This is a genomic window from Pectobacterium odoriferum (assembly GCF_009931295.1).
Lineage (GTDB): Bacteria > Pseudomonadota > Gammaproteobacteria > Enterobacterales > Enterobacteriaceae > Pectobacterium > Pectobacterium odoriferum.
This window is the reverse complement of record NZ_CP034938.1, coordinates 3,545,163-3,560,867: the sequence shown is the minus strand read 5'-3', so window position 1 is coordinate 3,560,867 and position 15,705 is coordinate 3,545,163. Positions and strand designations below refer to the sequence as shown.

Annotated in this window: 12 protein-coding genes; 9 read left to right on the top strand and 3 right to left on the bottom strand. The window is 52.0% G+C overall.

All coding sequences use genetic code 11. The annotated features are described in order from the left end of the window. Nucleotides 1–16: 16 nt before the first annotated feature. The 3 genes from qseG (at nucleotide 17) to glnB (ending at nucleotide 2,677) form a co-directional block, all read left to right on the top strand. Nucleotides 17–868 (top strand): two-component system QseEF-associated lipoprotein QseG, encoded by an 852-nt coding sequence (qseG, locus tag EO763_RS16020; protein ID WP_161529558.1) that lies wholly within the window; start codon nucleotides 17–19, stop codon nucleotides 866–868. Beyond that, nucleotides 865–2,202, top strand: a complete 1,338-nt coding sequence (gene glrR, locus EO763_RS16015; protein WP_039360727.1) for a two-component system response regulator GlrR — start codon at nucleotides 865–867, stop codon at nucleotides 2,200–2,202. The genes qseG and glrR overlap by 4 nt, the downstream gene beginning before the upstream one ends. A gap of 136 nt (nucleotides 2,203–2,338) precedes the next feature. Continuing rightward, nucleotides 2,339–2,677 (top strand): nitrogen regulatory protein P-II, encoded by a 339-nt coding sequence (gene glnB, locus EO763_RS16010; protein ID WP_015841221.1) that lies wholly within the window; start codon nucleotides 2,339–2,341, stop codon nucleotides 2,675–2,677. Between the two features lie 251 nt (nucleotides 2,678–2,928). Here the strand turns inward: glnB and pemA are convergent, their stop codons facing one another. The 3 genes from pemA to hmpA all read right to left on the bottom strand — a co-directional run bounded on the left by pemA (nucleotide 2,929) and on the right by hmpA (nucleotide 7,465). After that, on the bottom strand, nucleotides 2,929–4,035 hold the full coding sequence (pemA, locus tag EO763_RS16005) for a pectinesterase PemA (RefSeq protein WP_161529557.1): 1,107 nt from the start codon (nucleotides 4,033–4,035) through the stop codon (nucleotides 2,929–2,931). 98 nt (nucleotides 4,036–4,133) lie between these two features. Further along, nucleotides 4,134–5,792, bottom strand: coding sequence for a pectin acetylesterase PaeY (gene paeY / locus EO763_RS16000; RefSeq protein ID WP_161529556.1), 1,659 nt, complete (start codon nucleotides 5,790–5,792; stop codon nucleotides 4,134–4,136). A gap of 482 nt (nucleotides 5,793–6,274) precedes the next feature. Beyond that, nucleotides 6,275–7,465 (bottom strand): NO-inducible flavohemoprotein, encoded by a 1,191-nt coding sequence (gene hmpA, locus EO763_RS15995; RefSeq protein ID WP_161529555.1) that lies wholly within the window; start codon nucleotides 7,463–7,465, stop codon nucleotides 6,275–6,277. Between the two features lie 360 nt (nucleotides 7,466–7,825). On the opposite strand from hmpA, the gene glyA reads away from it, so the two are divergent. From glyA to EO763_RS15965, 6 genes are all read left to right on the top strand, one after another. Beyond that, on the top strand, nucleotides 7,826–9,079 hold the full coding sequence (gene glyA / locus EO763_RS15990) for a serine hydroxymethyltransferase (RefSeq protein ID WP_010301142.1): 1,254 nt from the start codon (nucleotides 7,826–7,828) through the stop codon (nucleotides 9,077–9,079). 295 nt (nucleotides 9,080–9,374) lie between these two features. Beyond that, nucleotides 9,375–10,535, top strand: a complete 1,161-nt coding sequence (locus tag EO763_RS15985) for a 3-phenylpropionate MFS transporter (RefSeq protein ID WP_103198790.1) — start codon at nucleotides 9,375–9,377, stop codon at nucleotides 10,533–10,535. Between the two features lie 43 nt (nucleotides 10,536–10,578). Further along, the gene (locus EO763_RS15980; protein ID WP_161529554.1) at nucleotides 10,579–11,238 is read left to right on the top strand and encodes a DUF1007 family protein; all 660 of its coding nucleotides are present in this window, start codon (nucleotides 10,579–10,581) and stop codon (nucleotides 11,236–11,238) included. After that, nucleotides 11,229–12,332 (top strand): nickel/cobalt transporter, encoded by a 1,104-nt coding sequence (locus EO763_RS15975; RefSeq protein WP_161529553.1) that lies wholly within the window; start codon nucleotides 11,229–11,231, stop codon nucleotides 12,330–12,332. Before EO763_RS15980 ends, EO763_RS15975 begins: the two co-directional genes overlap by 10 nt. A 118-nt stretch (nucleotides 12,333–12,450) precedes the next feature. After that, complete coding sequence (locus EO763_RS15970; RefSeq protein ID WP_039493546.1) at nucleotides 12,451–13,578, top strand: ABC transporter substrate-binding protein; 1,128 nt, start codon at nucleotides 12,451–12,453, stop codon at nucleotides 13,576–13,578. A 444-nt stretch (nucleotides 13,579–14,022) separates the two neighbouring features. Beyond that, nucleotides 14,023–15,690: a methyl-accepting chemotaxis protein gene (locus tag EO763_RS15965; protein ID WP_161529552.1), complete on the top strand. Its 1,668-nt coding sequence runs from the start codon at nucleotides 14,023–14,025 to the stop codon at nucleotides 15,688–15,690. Nucleotides 15,691–15,705: the final 15 nt, after the last annotated feature.

The following is a 15,705-nucleotide window of genomic DNA, read 5'->3' as shown; positions in this document are numbered from 1 at the left end:
CGAGAATGAATAAATAATGAATGTAGGGTTTATGAAGGGATGGCTTGCGAATAGCGTATTTTCCCGTCTTTTGACAGCGGCGGTTGTGTCGTCGCCGCTCGTTTTGGCCGCGTGTAATAGCCATGTTAGCAGCGGCACGGCGCTGCTTGAGGCAGAGGCTACACCGCCGAAAGAGCAGGTTGCCGATTTCCGTATCGCGCAATGCGAGCATCTGTGGCAGATAGACGATCGTGAATCCATGAATAACGCGCTTTATTGGCTGCGGGCGATGGACTGCGCAGGGCGTTTGACGCAGTTCCAGGCCCGTGAGGAAGCTGGGCAGGTTGCGGGAGATAGCTGGGACAGCGTGTTTAAGCAGGGCATCCTGCTGGATAACGCTGGCATTACTCAGGCTGAACGCCGTCAGGTGCTGGAACAGATCAATTTATATCGTCTGGCTTTCCCTGCGGCGCTGCGCCCGCTGATGCAAACTTGGCGTGACAGACAAACGCTGTTTCTGGCGCTATCGGATGAGCGACTGCGCTATAAGCGCTTGCAGGAATCCAGCGACAAACAGTTAGACGCCCTGCGTGTGCAGCAAGGTCACCTGCAATATCAGTTAGAAACGACCACGCAGAAACTGGAAAATTTGACGGATATTGAGCGTCAACTGTCATCTCGTAAGCAACTGTCGGGGGAAATGCCGGATAACGACGGCGATCGTCGCGGTAGCTCCGGCGCGAATAGCGGTAGTGCAAATAAAGACGGTTCGCGCAATTCGGCAACGAAATCCCAAAATGAGCCAGTTGATGCGGACGACACCTATACGCCGCCGATGGAATCACATACGGACAACGCGACGACGAAGAAGGAGTCAACAAGACAATGACAGCCCGAAAAACGGCGAGTTTATTGCTCGTGGATGATGACCCCAGCCTGCTGAAACTGTTGGGCATGCGCCTGACCAGCGAAGGATTTAGCGTGATGACGGCGGAGAGCGGCCAAGAGGCGCTGCGGCTGTTAACGCGTGAGACGTTCGATTTGGTGATTAGCGATCTCCGAATGGACGAAATGGATGGCATGGCGCTGTTTTCCGAAATTCAGCGCTATCAGCCGGGGATGCCGGTGATCATTTTAACCGCTCACGGTTCCATTCCCGATGCGGTTGCGGCTACGCAGCAGGGCGTATTTAGCTTTCTGACGAAGCCCGTTGACCGTGATGCGCTCTACAAAGCGATAGACGAAGCGTTGGCATTGTCTGCCCCCGCGGGCGATGAAAGCTGGCGTGAAACCATCGTGACGCGCAGCCCAATTATGCTGCGTCTGCTGGAACAGGCCAGAATGGTCGCGCAGTCGGACGTCAGCGTGCTGATTAATGGTCAGAGCGGAACCGGGAAAGAGGTGCTGGCTCAGGCCATTCATGCGGCAAGCCCGCGAGCAAAGAAAGCCTTTATTGCGATTAACTGCGGCGCGTTGCCCGAGCCATTGCTGGAATCGGAACTGTTCGGCCATGCGAAAGGGGCTTTTACCGGTGCGGTCAGCAGCCGTGAAGGGCTTTTTCAGGCGGCGGAAGGTGGCACGCTGTTTTTAGATGAAATCGGCGATATGCCGCTGTCTTTACAGGTTAAGCTACTGCGCGTTTTGCAGGAGCGAAAAGTCCGCCCGCTGGGTAGCAACCGCGATTTGGACATTGATGTGCGGATTATTTCCGCCACGCACCGTGATTTGCCGAAGGCGATGGAGAAGAACGAATTTCGTGAAGATCTCTATTATCGGCTCAATGTGGTGAATATGAAGCTGCCAGCGCTGCATGAACGTGCTGAAGATATCCCGATGCTGGCAAACCATCTGCTGCGCGAATCCGCCAATCGCCACAAGCCTTTTGTGCGCACCTTCTCAACCGATGCGATGAAGCGCTTGATGACGGCAAGCTGGCCGGGTAACGTGCGTCAACTGGTGAATGTCATCGAACAGTGTGTGGCGCTGACCAGCGCGCCAGTGATCAGCGATGCGTTGGTTGAACAAGCGTTGGAAGGTGAAAACACCGCGCTGCCAACGTTTGTTGAAGCACGTCATCAGTTTGAGCTTAACTATTTGCGAAAACTATTACAGATCGCAAAAGGTAACGTGACGCAGGCCGCGCGAATGGCTGGGCGTAACCGAACGGAGTTTTATAAACTGTTGGGCCGCCACGAGCTGGATGCCAACGATTTTAAAGACTAGCGCAGAGAGAGCGGGTAGCACGCCTGCAGCGTGATGCCGGGTGGATATGGATGGATTGTCCGCCTGAGTTCTGACATGCTGTTCACTTGCTGATGCTCGGCTTTGGCCGCAACATAGATAACACAAAGGTTCCTCCATGAAGAAAATTGATGCGATTATTAAGCCGTTCAAACTGGACGATGTACGTGAAGCGTTAGCTGAAGTGGGCATCACAGGGATGACGGTAACGGAAGTTAAAGGCTTTGGTCGTCAGAAAGGCCACACCGAGCTGTATCGTGGCGCAGAATACATGGTCGATTTTCTGCCAAAAGTAAAAATCGAAATTGTCGTAGCGGATGATATCGTCGATACCTGTGTGGAAACTATCACGCAAACCGCGCAGACGGGTAAAATCGGCGACGGTAAAATCTTTGTCTTTGATGTGGCACGTGTTGTCCGTATCCGTACCGGTGAAGAAGACGAAGAAGCGATTTAATCGTTTCGCCAGTATCGCTCTATACTCTAAATAATTCGAGTTTCAGGACAAAACGTTAACGTTTTGAATAATGCGAAGCGTTAGCCCTTTAGGGCGGTGCTCATTTATGAGCATCGTAACGCGGCAAGAGAGGGAATCCCGATGAGCTTACTCAGGTAAGTGATTCGGGTGAGTGAACGAAGCCAACGCACATGCAACTTGAAATATGACGAGTATAGAAGCCAGCCTGATGAGGGCTGGCTTCTCCACACTTACTTCCCTTTAGGCGCAGTGGGAACCCAACCCGCCAACACCTTGTCTGCCGTATATTCTGCTGCTTCCGCGTTGCTTAGCTGACGGCGCTGATCGTTTTTCTCTGCGCCTGCGCCTTTGGATTTATACTCGAAAAAGCGTGAATCCTGTGGATAGAACCAGATTGTCGCACCTTGTTTATCTTTACCGGACATTTTGTCCCAGCCATAGATATGATCATCCATGCTGGTGTTCAGGAACACTGTTTGCCCGATGGCGTTAGGGTTTGCATAACGTCCATCTGGAAAGGTCGTTGTTGGGTGCCAAGGTCGACCCAGGCCATAACTTTTCGCGGGGACGCCTTTCTCTTTAATCACCCGGCTATTGGTAATGACCAATCCATATTTTTGCTTAATATCCGTGCTGGGTGCAGTGAGATAACCAAGCGGCTGACCTTTCACGTCGGTACGGTTGCGTGAGACGATGTCGCAATTGTCAAATAATGCCGTGCCGTCGCCAAAGATGAAGTCAACGGTGCCGCTGATTCGACATTGTGAGAAGAAGCTGCGTCCGCCTTTCACATATAACGTGTCCTGATACCCGACCAGGCTGACATCATGGAACCACGCACGATCGCTATTTTCGGCAACCAGCAGCGCAACGGCCTGCGAGTCTTTTAGTTTAGTCGGATCGTCGCTGGCTTTAGCCTGATTGGCGGGGTAATCGAAATCATTACGGATGGTCAGCGAACGGGCACTGAAGTCAGGCGCATCGACTTTCACCGTGTTGCTGCCGTAAGTTCCCCATTTGCTGCCATCGGGTTTGAGCGTCCCAGCTGCGGTGGTCGCGGTGATCACGGTGCCGTTACGGCTTTCTCCCTTTAGATGAATGTTGGGGCGCGTAATCGTCAGACGCTCATGGTAGACACCATTTTTCACATAGATAACAAATGGCGAACTGTCTGCTGGGGCGCTGGCAATCGCTTCAGTAATGGTTTTGTAGGCCTTGGCGTCCCCTGAGTTGGCGGAAACCAGCGCATTGTAGTCGGCTGCCTGTGCTAACGACAAAGGGGCGGAAATTAACATGGCTAAGGTCAGCGTCTTGCAGAGGTGTGAGGTGTCTATCATGTCCATAGTCCTTTAATTGGTATAGGGAAGGGTACATAACGCGCGACGCTTAAGTACGCCGCGCGCGATTCGGTCTTATCGTTTTACCTGACTGATGACTACTTGTGCTTGCTGGTCGTTTTTTCCGCCAGCGACGCTAAAGCGGGTTCCTGCCGAATGGCATCAGCAACAATCCCTGCCACGGCGATAGCGCCTTTTTTCTGAAAATGGGTGGTATCCGGCTTGCTCAGGCTACCCGCCTGATCGCGATAAAAAGGGTATTGCTTAGGATCGATCACCAGCCAGTACTGTTTCCAGTGGTCGTTGTTGCCCTGATTCGCCAGCGCGATAGTGGCTGGCTCAACGTCCAGTAAAATCACCTTGTTATCTATTGCTGTATTCTTGATGGTCTGGCTGTAATCGCCGATGAACGCGTAGCCGTTATCTGCATTTTGCTTGGTGAAGTGGCTATGTACCGCTGGCGTGCCATCTTTGCCTTCTGCTGTTTTCACTCGGGTGGTTGGGGTAAGCAGAACCGGTGTGAGTTTGTGCTGGCGGGCAAAAGTGATGTAGCGCTCCAGCGATGTCTGGAACGACATATCGGCTTTCCCCTGTGGGGCCTGTTTTTTCCCTGCCGCATCATTCGGGTAAGTACAGAGGTTAGCGACATCGGCTGGGCCACGTACCGCTTTCGCCCCGTTGCAGTTTTGATCGTTATGCCCCATTTGGATAAACAGGAAATCACCTTCCTTCATCAGTGGCTGCATCTGGCGGAACCAGCCTTCGTAGAAATAGTCGCGTGAGCTACGGCCTGAACGTGCGCCATTGACGACTTTTACGCCGCTATTTTTACTGAACTGTTGTTCAAAAACCTGTCCCCAACCCATACGTGGGAAGCGCCCCTTTTCATAGGTGGCTGCTGTCGAGTCGCCGACGATAAAGATTCGAGTTTGTGCTTTCTTAATTGCATCCAGATTCTGACGTGCAGCGCGATAATCCAGCGGTTCATAGTCGCCTTTGTCGTTCAGGCCAACAATCGGGTGAAATGCGCTGTCAGTCAGCACGGTGTGGCCGGAGTAACCCGTATTGTTGTGATAATTGCGGTTGTGGTTAATGACGCTGACGATTTTGGTGACTGCATCCTGCTGCGTCGCGGGGTAAGTCAGAGGATCGAAACTCTTGGGCGCACTGACGCCTGCCTGCTTTAGCGCGTCATTAAAGCCTGCATGAAAATCAGTGTAGGCTTTTTTCCATGCGGCGGCGTCCAGTTTCGGTGATGCCGTATCATCTGCTAGCTGCTGTGGACCAATGTAGCCTGCTGCTACCGCGATATCTGAAGTAATGCGGTCAGTCAGCGGGTTGATATTGGCAATATTCTCTTTACCGTCATGCAATGATGGAGCGACAGCGGACAGGCAGATTGCACGGGAGATATTATTCAGCAGGCAGTTATTGCCGCCAGATTCGACGGCTAAAAGACGTAATGGCGGTGTGAGGCCAGAGATATCAAGGTGATATTTTCCTTGCTCATCGGTCTGTGTCTGCCGTTTCTGGCCCTGTTGGTCTCTGATAATGATGGTGGCAGGCAGATGAATATCCCGTACCGTGACATGACCGGATAAGCCGGTTTTTTCACCCAGCGTTGAACCTGATAGTAAATTAACACTGTCCGGTGCGGCGGTCTGGTGTGCCGCTGCGGGCGTTTTAGCGTGTACCAGTGTGAAAGGGGCGGAAAGTATCAGGGCTAAAGCTACACTTTCTGAAAAACGTTTTGCCATGGTCAGACATATCCCTTGTTGGTTAGTCGAAAACGGTTAATGAACCCAGGCGTTATCAAAGGAAGGTCGCTGTTTTTTATCGCTCTTGTCACGGCCTTTAGCGAGAACGTCGGGCTTTTATTGTGCACCCAAGCTGATGCCTAAACGAGGCCTCTTTGATGAAATAACTATTCATTAAAAGTGAAATGTTATTTTAATAATGTCTTGTTTTTTGTGACCCACCTCTTTTTTAGCGGAGCACTGCCGTACTGGCATAGAGATTTGTGATCAATAAGGTGTTTTATACCCGTCATACTTCAAGCTGCTTGCGCGTTGGCCGCCCTTACTCACCCCAGTCACTTACCTGTGTAAGCTCCTGGGGACTCGCGCAGTTGCCGCCTTCACGCAACTTGAATTATTTAGGGTATGTTCTGGTGGTTTTCTGAAAGATGAAAAAAAGGCCGCAAAAGCGGCCTTTGGGTTTGATCTGTTATCAATGAGGGTTAGACAACTTTATGCGGACCAAAACATTCGTAATGCAGTTGCTCCATGGGGATGCCCATAGCCAGCAGTTGTTGTGCGACAAACTGCATGAAAACCACAGGGCCGCACAGGTAATAGTGCATATCAGGCGTGGTTAATTCCTCTTTTAACGAGGCCAACTGCATCAGCCCGCTGTGATGATAATCTTCGCCCGGACGATCGGCCTGCTGCGGTTCCCGATACCAGATGTGGTGCTGAAACTGCGGCAGAGACTGTCCCGTTTTTCCGATTTCATCCGCAAATGCATGCGCTGTGCCGTTTTCTGCCGCGTGCAGCCATAGCACCTTCGCCTGATGACTCTGCTGTTTTAGCGTATGCAGCATGCCCAGCATCGGGGTTTGCCCCACGCCACCGGAAATCAGGGCAACCGGCGTGGAAGCAGGGATATCAAGGAAGAAATCGCCATGTGGAGCCGCCAGATGAATGATATCGCCTTCGCGAGCAGTATCATGCAGATAGCCGGAAACGGTGCCTTGTGCTTCGCGTTTAACCGCAATTCGGTAGGATTTTCCGTTCGGCGCATGAGTCAGAGAGTATTGGCGAATCTCCTGATTGGCAAAACTGTCATGCTTGATGTAAACCGCCAGATATTGGCCCGGCTGAAAATCAGCAATAGGCTGGCCGTCGGTGGGTTCCAAAGTGAAGCTGGTAATCACCGAGCTTTGCGGCTGCTTGTTCACAATACGGAAAGGTCGCACGCCGCTCCAGCCGCCGTTTTTTGCTTCGGTGCTGCGGTAGATATCGCCTTCGCGCTGGATGAAGACATTCGCCAGCACGCCATAGGCTTTACCCCAGGCATCCAGCACGTCCTGACCGGGGCTAAACAGTTCATCCAGCGTGGCTAATAAGTGATTACCCACGATCTGATACTGATCGGCCTGAATGTTAAAGCTAGCGTGCTTCTGGGCGATGCGCTCCACCGCAGGCAGCAGCGCGGCCAGGTTTTCAATATTCGTTGCATAAGCACAAATGGCATTGAACAGCGCTTCACGCTGATCGCCATTGCGCTGGTTGCTCATGTTAAAAATATCTTTGAGCTCAGGGTTATGCGTAAACATGCGATCGTAAAAATGCGCGGTCAGTTTCGGGCCGGTTTCCGCCAGCAGAGGAATGGTCGATTTAACGATGGCGATAGTTTGGTTATCCAGCATGGTGACTCCTTATTTATTGGTATGACTTATAAGTTGTATTTTATATGAATCTTATTGAGTTTGTCCGCTGCTGTAAATTACCTTTTTGGTGGTAGGGGTTTTTAGGCGGAGCCAAAGGGAATAACATGAAGAAATAGCAGGTTGAGAATGAAGAAAAATCCGTTTACCACTGCGCAACAGATATTTGCTGAAGCCTTGTGCTGCCTGTAGCTAATCGTTTGCGTAAAAACCTCTGTCAAGACCTATCTTCATTAGGGAAAAACGGTTTACACTATACGCCATTCCCCAAAAGGGTAGCCCAATTCCCAAATGGGCCATTAATTTCCAGTATATTTATGTTAGCTGAGTCAGGAGATCCGGATGTTAAAGCGTGAAATGAACATTGCCGATTATGATGCCGACCTGTGGCAAGCAATGGAGCAAGAAGTGGTGCGTCAGGAAGAGCACATTGAACTGATTGCATCAGAAAACTACACCAGCCCACGCGTTATGCAGGCTCAAGGGTCTCAGCTGACGAACAAGTATGCTGAAGGTTATCCGGGCAAACGTTACTACGGCGGCTGTGAGTATGTTGATATCGTTGAGCAACTGGCGATCGACCGTGCGAAAGCGCTGTTCGGTGCAGATTATGCCAACGTGCAGCCGCACTCCGGCTCTCAGGCGAACTTTGCCGTTTACACCGCGCTGCTGCAGCCGGGCGACACCATTCTGGGTATGAACCTGGCACACGGTGGTCACCTGACGCACGGTTCTCCGGTTAACCTGTCGGGCAAACTGTATAACGTCATTCCTTACGGCATCGACGAAAGCGGCAAGATCGACTACGACGAAATGGCTGAACTGGCGCGTACGCATAAGCCAAAAATGATCGTTGGCGGTTTCTCCGCTTACTCTGGCGTGGTTGACTGGGCGAAGATGCGCGAAATCGCTGACAGCATCGGTGCTTACCTGTTTGTTGATATGGCGCACGTTGCTGGTCTGATTGCCGCCGATGTTTACCCTAACCCGGTTCCTCATGCTCACATCGTGACCACCACCACGCACAAAACGTTGGCTGGCCCACGCGGTGGCCTGATTCTGGCGAAAGGCGGCGACGAAGAGCTGTACAAAAAATTGAACTCTGCTGTTTTCCCTGGCGGTCAGGGCGGCCCGTTGATGCACGTTATCGCGGGTAAAGCGGTTGCGCTGAAAGAAGCAATGGAGCCTGAATTCAAGGTTTATCAGCAGCAGGTCGCGAAAAACGCCAAAGCAATGGTGGAAGTTTTCCTGTCACGTGGTTTTAACGTCGTTTCTGGTGCAACCAGCAACCACCTGTTCCTGCTGGATCTGGTTAGCAAAAACCTGACCGGTAAAGAAGCTGATGCTGCGCTGGGCCGTGCAAACATTACCGTGAACAAAAACAGCGTGCCTAACGATCCGAAGAGCCCGTTTGTGACTTCTGGTATCCGTATCGGTACGCCAGCGGCAACCCGTCGTGGCTTTAAAGAAGCGGAAGTGCGTGAACTGGCTGGCTGGATCTGTGATGTGTTAGACAACATCAACGACGAAGCGACCATTGAACGCGTGAAACAGAAAGTTCTGGATATCTGCGCCCGCTTCCCGGTTTACGCATAATTCGGCATTTTCTCTGACATCACTGTCGGAACACTTCCCAAACGCCAGCCTGAGTGCTGGCGTTTTTTATGGCGGCCATCCCTGGCCGCCACCCTTACGGGCCGTCGCAAGCGACGTTGAAAAACGTTCCCTACGTTTTTTTATGGCGTGCCATCCCTGGCCGCCACCCTGCGGGTCGAGATCTCCGTTCGCGTTTAATGACGAATAACGCATTGCGCCGCCGTGTGCACTCTGACACAGTAACCGGCAAAAAAGTGCCGAAGCTAGGGGAGTTCGTCACTGAAAGGGAGGAATCATGGTTTTGCAATCGACGCGCTGGTTGGCGCTGAGCTATTTCACCTACTTTTTTTGCTATGGTGTTTTCCTGCCGTTTTGGGGCGGATGGCTGAAAGGCGAGGGGCTGTCCGCTGAGTCGATCGGCATGCTGTTGGGTGCTGGGCTGGTGGCGCGCTTCGTCGGCAGTCTGGTCATCACGCCCAGCGTGAAAGATCCGTCCAAATTGATTACGGTACTACGTGGGCTGGCGTTGCTGTCACTGGCGCTGGCCGTCGGTTTCTGGCTCGGGAATGCCTGGCTGTGGCTGATGATAGTGATGATCGGGTTTAACCTGTTTTTCGCACCGCTGGTGCCGCTGACCGATGCATTAGCCGCGACCTGGCAGCGGCAGGTCGTGATGGATTATGGCAAAGTGCGCGTCTGGGGCTCAATAGCGTTTGTTATCGCTTCTGCTGCAACGGGTGAACTGGTCGCTATTTGGGGACATCCGGCGATTCTGGCCATCCTCAGTGCGGGGCTGGTTGTGATGCTATTAGGCATGCTGCTTCGCCCCAGCGTGATGCCGCAAGCGGCAACGTCGACAACTCAGTCGGTCAACGTCACACCGTGGAAAACGTTGCTGACTGAACCGGCGGTATGGCGTTTCCTGCTTTGCGTGTCCCTGCTGCAAGGTGCACACGCGGCTTACTATGGTTTCAGCGTCATTTATTGGCAGGATTCGGGCTATTCCGCCTCGATTATCGGCTATCTCTGGTCGTTAGGCGTGGTTGCGGAGATTGTCATCTTTACTTTCAGCCAGCGCCTGTTCCGACGCTGGAGTGCGAGACAGCTTCTTTTGCTCTCGGCCGTATGCGGCGTGGTGCGCTGGGGCTTGATGGGGGCGACGGTGGCTCTGCCGTGGCTGATTGTGATACAGATATTGCACTGTGGAACCTTCACCGTCTGCCATCTGGCGGCCATGCGTTTTATCGCGGCACGCAGCGATGGGGACGTATTGCGGTTACAGGCGGTGTATTCGGCGCTGGCAATGGGCGGGAGTATCGCGGTGATGACGATGGTGTCCGGTTTCTTGTTTGAACATCTACAGGGCGGCACGTTCTGGGTGATGGCGCTGCTGGCGGTTCCGGCCCTGTTTATTCGGCCTTCTGTCAGCCACCATACTGCTGTCGAAAAGGCGTAAGAAATGGCGTGTACTGTCAAGATAACGTAGTGTGGTAAAAATAATGTTACATTATAACGCTTTGAAACGGTGGTGCGGACGGATAACGTTGCTGATGCTAGGTTTGGCATTCGGCCAGCCCGTTTTCGCTCACCCACACAGTTTTATTGATATGCAGACGACAGTTGAGAGCAAGAACGACAACATCACCGGTTTACGTATGCTGTGGACGATGGATCCCATCACGTCTGCTGACCTGTTGTATGACGCGGGGAAAGCGAAGAAAGACTCTGAAGTCTGGAAAAAGCTGGCGGCGGAAGTCATGGCGAATGTGTTAGGGCAGCACTATTTCACCGATATTTATCGTGATGGTCAGCCCGTGAAATATGCCCCGATGCCAACGGAGTATCATCTTTCCCGCAAAGGCAATCAGGCGGTACTGGAGTTTGTGCTGCCGCTGGCGCATCCACAGCCGCTGGCGGGCAAGCCTTTGCTGATTTCTACTTACGATCCTACCTACTTTGTCGATATGTCCTACCAGAATGACAGGGCCATTACGCTCGCCCCTGCGCTGGCTTCACGTTGTAAAACCTCGCTCGTCACGCCGGAACCTAACGCTGAACTGCAATCCTATGCGCTGTCGCTGGATAAGAACGATGCGCCGGATGAAGACATGGAGCTAGGGAAACAGTTTGCACAGCGGGTGACGTTGCAATGTCAGTGAACCTCGGCTCGCTGCCGCGTCAGCGCCCGTTGTTGAGCCGATTGCGCGATCTGTGGCCGCTGTGGCTGTTTTTGGTACTGCTGGCCTCGGCGTTGCATTACATCGTGGGATACTGGCCGCAAATCGTGCTGCAAAGCGCGATCTGGCAGAAATCGCTGCACCAGCAGATGTCGCACCTGTTGCAGATGGTGGAACAGCAGCCGCATCAGGCGGGGCTGAGCCTGATGATGTTCAGTCTGGTCTATGGCGTGCTTCATGCCGTCGGGCCGGGGCACGGTAAAGTCGTCATCATGACCTATCTGGCGACACACCCGTCGAAGCTGAAAAGCAGCCTGAAGTTGACGCTTGCCGCCTCGTTGGTTCAGGGGCTGATGGCAGTCGCGCTGGTGACCGTGGTATTAGGGATTTTGCAACTGTCGAGTCGAACGTTGCATAGCAGCAGTTTCTGGATGGAAAAGGGGAGCTTCGTGCTCGTTGCGGGGCTGGGGCTACTACTCTGTTTCCGCGCGTTGAAACAGCTGTATATCGCCCTTTTTCGGCAGCCTAAACCCGCGACGATTTTGCGCGTGACGCCTTTGCACGTAGATTCTTTGAATGCAGCCCAGCTCAATGTACCGACCGATACACGTAGGGTGCTTCGTCCGATGCCTGTGCTTTCCTCTTCTCCTCATCAGCACGATGCCGACTGCGGCTGTGGGCACCGCCATCTCCCGAGCAATGAGGAACTTGAGCGCGATAGCAGCTGGCGTACGCGTCTGATGATTGTGCTGGCGATGGGGATGCGCCCGTGCTCTGGCGCTATTCTGGTGCTGCTTTTCTCTAAAGTGATTGGCGTGTATTGGTGGGGCGTGGCCTCTGCGCTGGTGATGGCTGCCGGAACGGCAATTACGATCTCGGCACTGGCTGTGTTGGTTTTTTACTGCCGTCGTGTGGTTGAGCGCTTAGGTGCAAACCGCGCCTCGCCCGTGTGGCAACGTGCGGCTTTTTCTCTTCTGGCTTTTGCTGGCGGGCTGATTTTAGTTGGCTCCGGCGTCCTGCTTTATCTCAGTGCACAGCCCGCGATGATGGGCGGCATTCGGCCATTCTCCGGCTAATTTTACCTTTTATTAACGCTGCGCTAAAAACCCATTGCTTCTGATAATCACGGCAGGATATCATTTCAATAATGATAACTATTATCATTTATAACCATAATCGCAGAAGGGAATAATAATGAAGAAATGGCTGTTTTCAGTCGTTGCTCTGTTGGGGCTGAGTGCTAGCGTTATCGCCAGCGCTAACCCGATTGTTATTGAAGACGTTAGTGGCAGGAAGGTAGAAATCAAATCCGAAGTGAAGCGGATTATCTTAGGGGAAGGTCGACAGATTTATCTGCTGGCTGCCTTTGATACCGAGGCACCGTTCCAGCGTGTAGTTGGCTGGCGTGACGATTTGCCGAAAGCCGATTACGACGGCTATCTGGCTTACGAAAAGCAATATCCGGAAATTAAAAAGCTGCCGACCTTTGGCGGAGCGAAAGACGGCACTTTCAACGTCGAGCAGGCATTGACGCTGAAGCCGGATTTGGTACTGATGAATCTGGAATCAAAAGCGGCGACGGATGAAGGCAAACTGATCGAGAAACTCAGTTCGCTGGGCATTCCGGTGGTGTTCATCGATTTCCGCGAGAAGCCGTTTGAGAACGCAGAAAAAAGCATTCACATCATGGGCCAACTGGTCGGCAAACCACAGCGTGCGGAAGAGATTATTAAGTTCCGTCGTGAGCAGATTGAGCTTGTCACCGATCGGTTGAAGAACTATCAGGGGCCACGCCCGAAAGTGATGATCGACCGTGCAGGCGGCTATGACGAAGAGTGCTGCATGTCATTTGGTGATGAGAACTTTGGCCGTATGGTTGAGGCCGCTGGCGGTGACAACATTGCCAAAAACATCATCCCCGGCACGTTTGGTACGCTGAATCCCGAGCAGATTATCAGCTCTCGCCCGGATGTGGTGGTGGTGACAGGGGCTAACTGGAAAAACTATAACACGGCGAATGGCTGGGTTGGCGTTGGACCAGGAGCCGATCAGAAGGAAGCGCTGCAACGCTTGCAAAAACTGATGGAACGCTCAGCATTCAAAACGTTGCCGGTAGCAACCGATGGCAACGCGCATGCCATCTGGCATCAATTCTATGACAGCCCGTATCAGTTTGTAGCGATTCAGGTATTAGCAAAATGGATGCACCCAGAACTGTTTAAGGATATCGATCCTGATGCAACGTTCCGTACCTTCCATGAGAAGTTCCTGCCGCTGCCCTATCAGCCAGGCTATTGGGTTACGCTGCCAGCGAAGAAATAATTCTGCCAGACAGTAAACCAAATAATGCAGTAAACCAGATATAGAAAAGCACTGAACCTCATCGGTCAGTGCTTTTTTTTGTGCTTTTTTCGCTGATTCTATCGTCTATCAACAGCAGCACTGGCGATGTTTATTTCACCGCATTCTTTGTCCTGCCGGAAAATAAAGCAAACGTTTCCCTTCCTACAATCTGATTACAGGATCGTTAGATGTTTATGACGATCGATTATCTTATTTTGATAGTTTTTGACTATTGTTTATTGATTATTAAGTGATTTTAATGATCGGTACTATCAAGGTGTCCGCTTCTGTGGCGATAATTGAACGTGGTAAAGGTATGTCTGATTTTTATGCAAAACGCCACGTAGGGAGGGAAATACAGGTTATTCGGCATACCGGAATCAGGAAAAAATACGGTATAAAAATTCAAAAAATGGAGCGGTTATGAATATCACGCAACGCCTGCTGTTGACGTTTTCGCTAATGTCGCTGGCGCTTATTTCATTGGTTATTGTCACTTTATCGTTGTTATCAGGGTTCCAGTCTCGTTTTGAATATGTTCAGGATAATGCGATTCCGAGCATTAAAGATTTGAACAACTTAGTAGATAAAAGCAATTCGCTGGTGCTTTTTTTGTATCGTCACCAGACCACGGATGATGACCGTAAATTACCCGCAATTGAGCAAGACATTAGTAAAAATATCGAAGAGATGCAGGCACTCAATGAGTATTACCTGAAAAATAATGCTTCCAGTGAGGAAGATCGCCAACTGACCCATACGGCGATTGACCTGACCAAAAAACTACAGGCATCTCTGCCCGTTTTTCTGAACGCATCAAGAACGAACCAGAATGACCTCGCACTCGGCCTGCTTCAGGGAATGGACGGTCCGGGAAAGGTCGTTCGTGATCTGCTCGCCAATTACCGTAAGCAATTCGATCTGAATGTTAAAATGGGCGACGATCTACGTCAGGTGAATAAACAGATCTATGAACAAACGTGGTTTGGTTTGTTGTCCAGTACGTTACTGATCGTGTTGTTGATCGGCTTTTTCGCGGTGAGAACCATTCTGGGTATTAGAAAAAGTTTGAATAACATGAGTCAAACGATGGAAAGCGTGAGTACCCATCTCGACCTGACGATTCAAGCGGACGATCGACGCAAGGATGAAGTGGGAAATACCGCCCGTGCCTTTAACAGCTTGATGCAGCGGGTATCCTCTGCGCTGGCTTCGGTGAGTGCTTCATCGCAGTCGGTGAGCAGCGCGGCCACGCAAATTGCGGCGGGGAATGAAGATCTGTCATCCCGCACCGAGGAACAGGCTGCTTCGCTGGAGCAAACTGCGGCCAGTATGACGGAAATCAGTGAGACAGTGCGCCAGAATGCGGAGAACACGCAACAGGCGAGTCTGCTGGCAGGTAATGCCAGCAAGATCTCCATCAATAGTGCCGATTCCGTCAATACGATGCTGAATACGATGGAACACATTCGCACCAGCTCTGGCAAAATCACTGAGATCATTGCGCTCATCGAGGGCATCGCGTTTCAGACCAATATCCTTGCCTTGAATGCGGCAGTAGAAGCCGCTCGTGCCGGTGAGCAGGGGCGTGGTTTTGCTGTGGTTGCGGGAGAGGTGCGTACGCTGGCACAGCGGTCGTCTACGGCGGCACGTGAAATCAAGGATTTGATTGATGCCTCAAACTCGCTGGTGTCGGCGGGCGTTGATCAAGCCAGCGATGTAGGGAAAAACATGTCAGCGATGAAGGATGCAATCCAGCAGGTGACGGATTTAGTCAATGAAATCGCGGCGGCGACTGAGGAACAAAGCCAGGGTATCAGCCAGGTGCATCTGGCCGTTAACCAGATGGATGATGTGACTCAGCAAAATGCCTCATTGGTGGAAGAAGCGTCTGCGGCGTCGCAGTCATTGCAGGAACAGGCAAGTACGTTGAGCCAACTGGTGGGGCAGTTCATTGTGGGGCAGGTTACCCCTCTGGCGCTGGCTTCCGTTTCTGCATCCGCATTACCTGGAATATCTGCGTCGCGTCTTGCTCCCGTGAGGAAAAAAAGCGCCGTTGCTCAGGATGAAGCGGACTGGCAGCGTTTCTAACCTATCGTGCCGCGT

Coding starts and splice junctions, on each gene's coding strand:
- qseG (WP_161529558.1), top strand. CDS start 17: ATGAATGTAGGGTTTATGAAGGGATGGCTTGCGAATAGCGTATTTTCC.
- EO763_RS15970 (WP_039493546.1), top strand. CDS start 12,451: ATGAAGAAATGGCTGTTTTCAGTCGTTGCTCTGTTGGGGCTGAGTGCT.
- EO763_RS15985 (WP_103198790.1), top strand. CDS start 9,375: ATGGTTTTGCAATCGACGCGCTGGTTGGCGCTGAGCTATTTCACCTAC.
- EO763_RS15965 (WP_161529552.1), top strand. CDS start 14,023: ATGAATATCACGCAACGCCTGCTGTTGACGTTTTCGCTAATGTCGCTG.
- glrR (WP_039360727.1), top strand. CDS start 865: ATGACAGCCCGAAAAACGGCGAGTTTATTGCTCGTGGATGATGACCCC.
- paeY (WP_161529556.1), bottom strand. CDS start 5,792: ATGGCAAAACGTTTTTCAGAAAGTGTAGCTTTAGCCCTGATACTTTCC.
- EO763_RS15980 (WP_161529554.1), top strand. CDS start 10,579: ATGTTACATTATAACGCTTTGAAACGGTGGTGCGGACGGATAACGTTG.
- glyA (WP_010301142.1), top strand. CDS start 7,826: ATGTTAAAGCGTGAAATGAACATTGCCGATTATGATGCCGACCTGTGG.
- hmpA (WP_161529555.1), bottom strand. CDS start 7,465: ATGCTGGATAACCAAACTATCGCCATCGTTAAATCGACCATTCCTCTG.
- pemA (WP_161529557.1), bottom strand. CDS start 4,035: ATGATAGACACCTCACACCTCTGCAAGACGCTGACCTTAGCCATGTTA.
- glnB (WP_015841221.1), top strand. CDS start 2,339: ATGAAGAAAATTGATGCGATTATTAAGCCGTTCAAACTGGACGATGTA.
- EO763_RS15975 (WP_161529553.1), top strand. CDS start 11,229: ATGTCAGTGAACCTCGGCTCGCTGCCGCGTCAGCGCCCGTTGTTGAGC.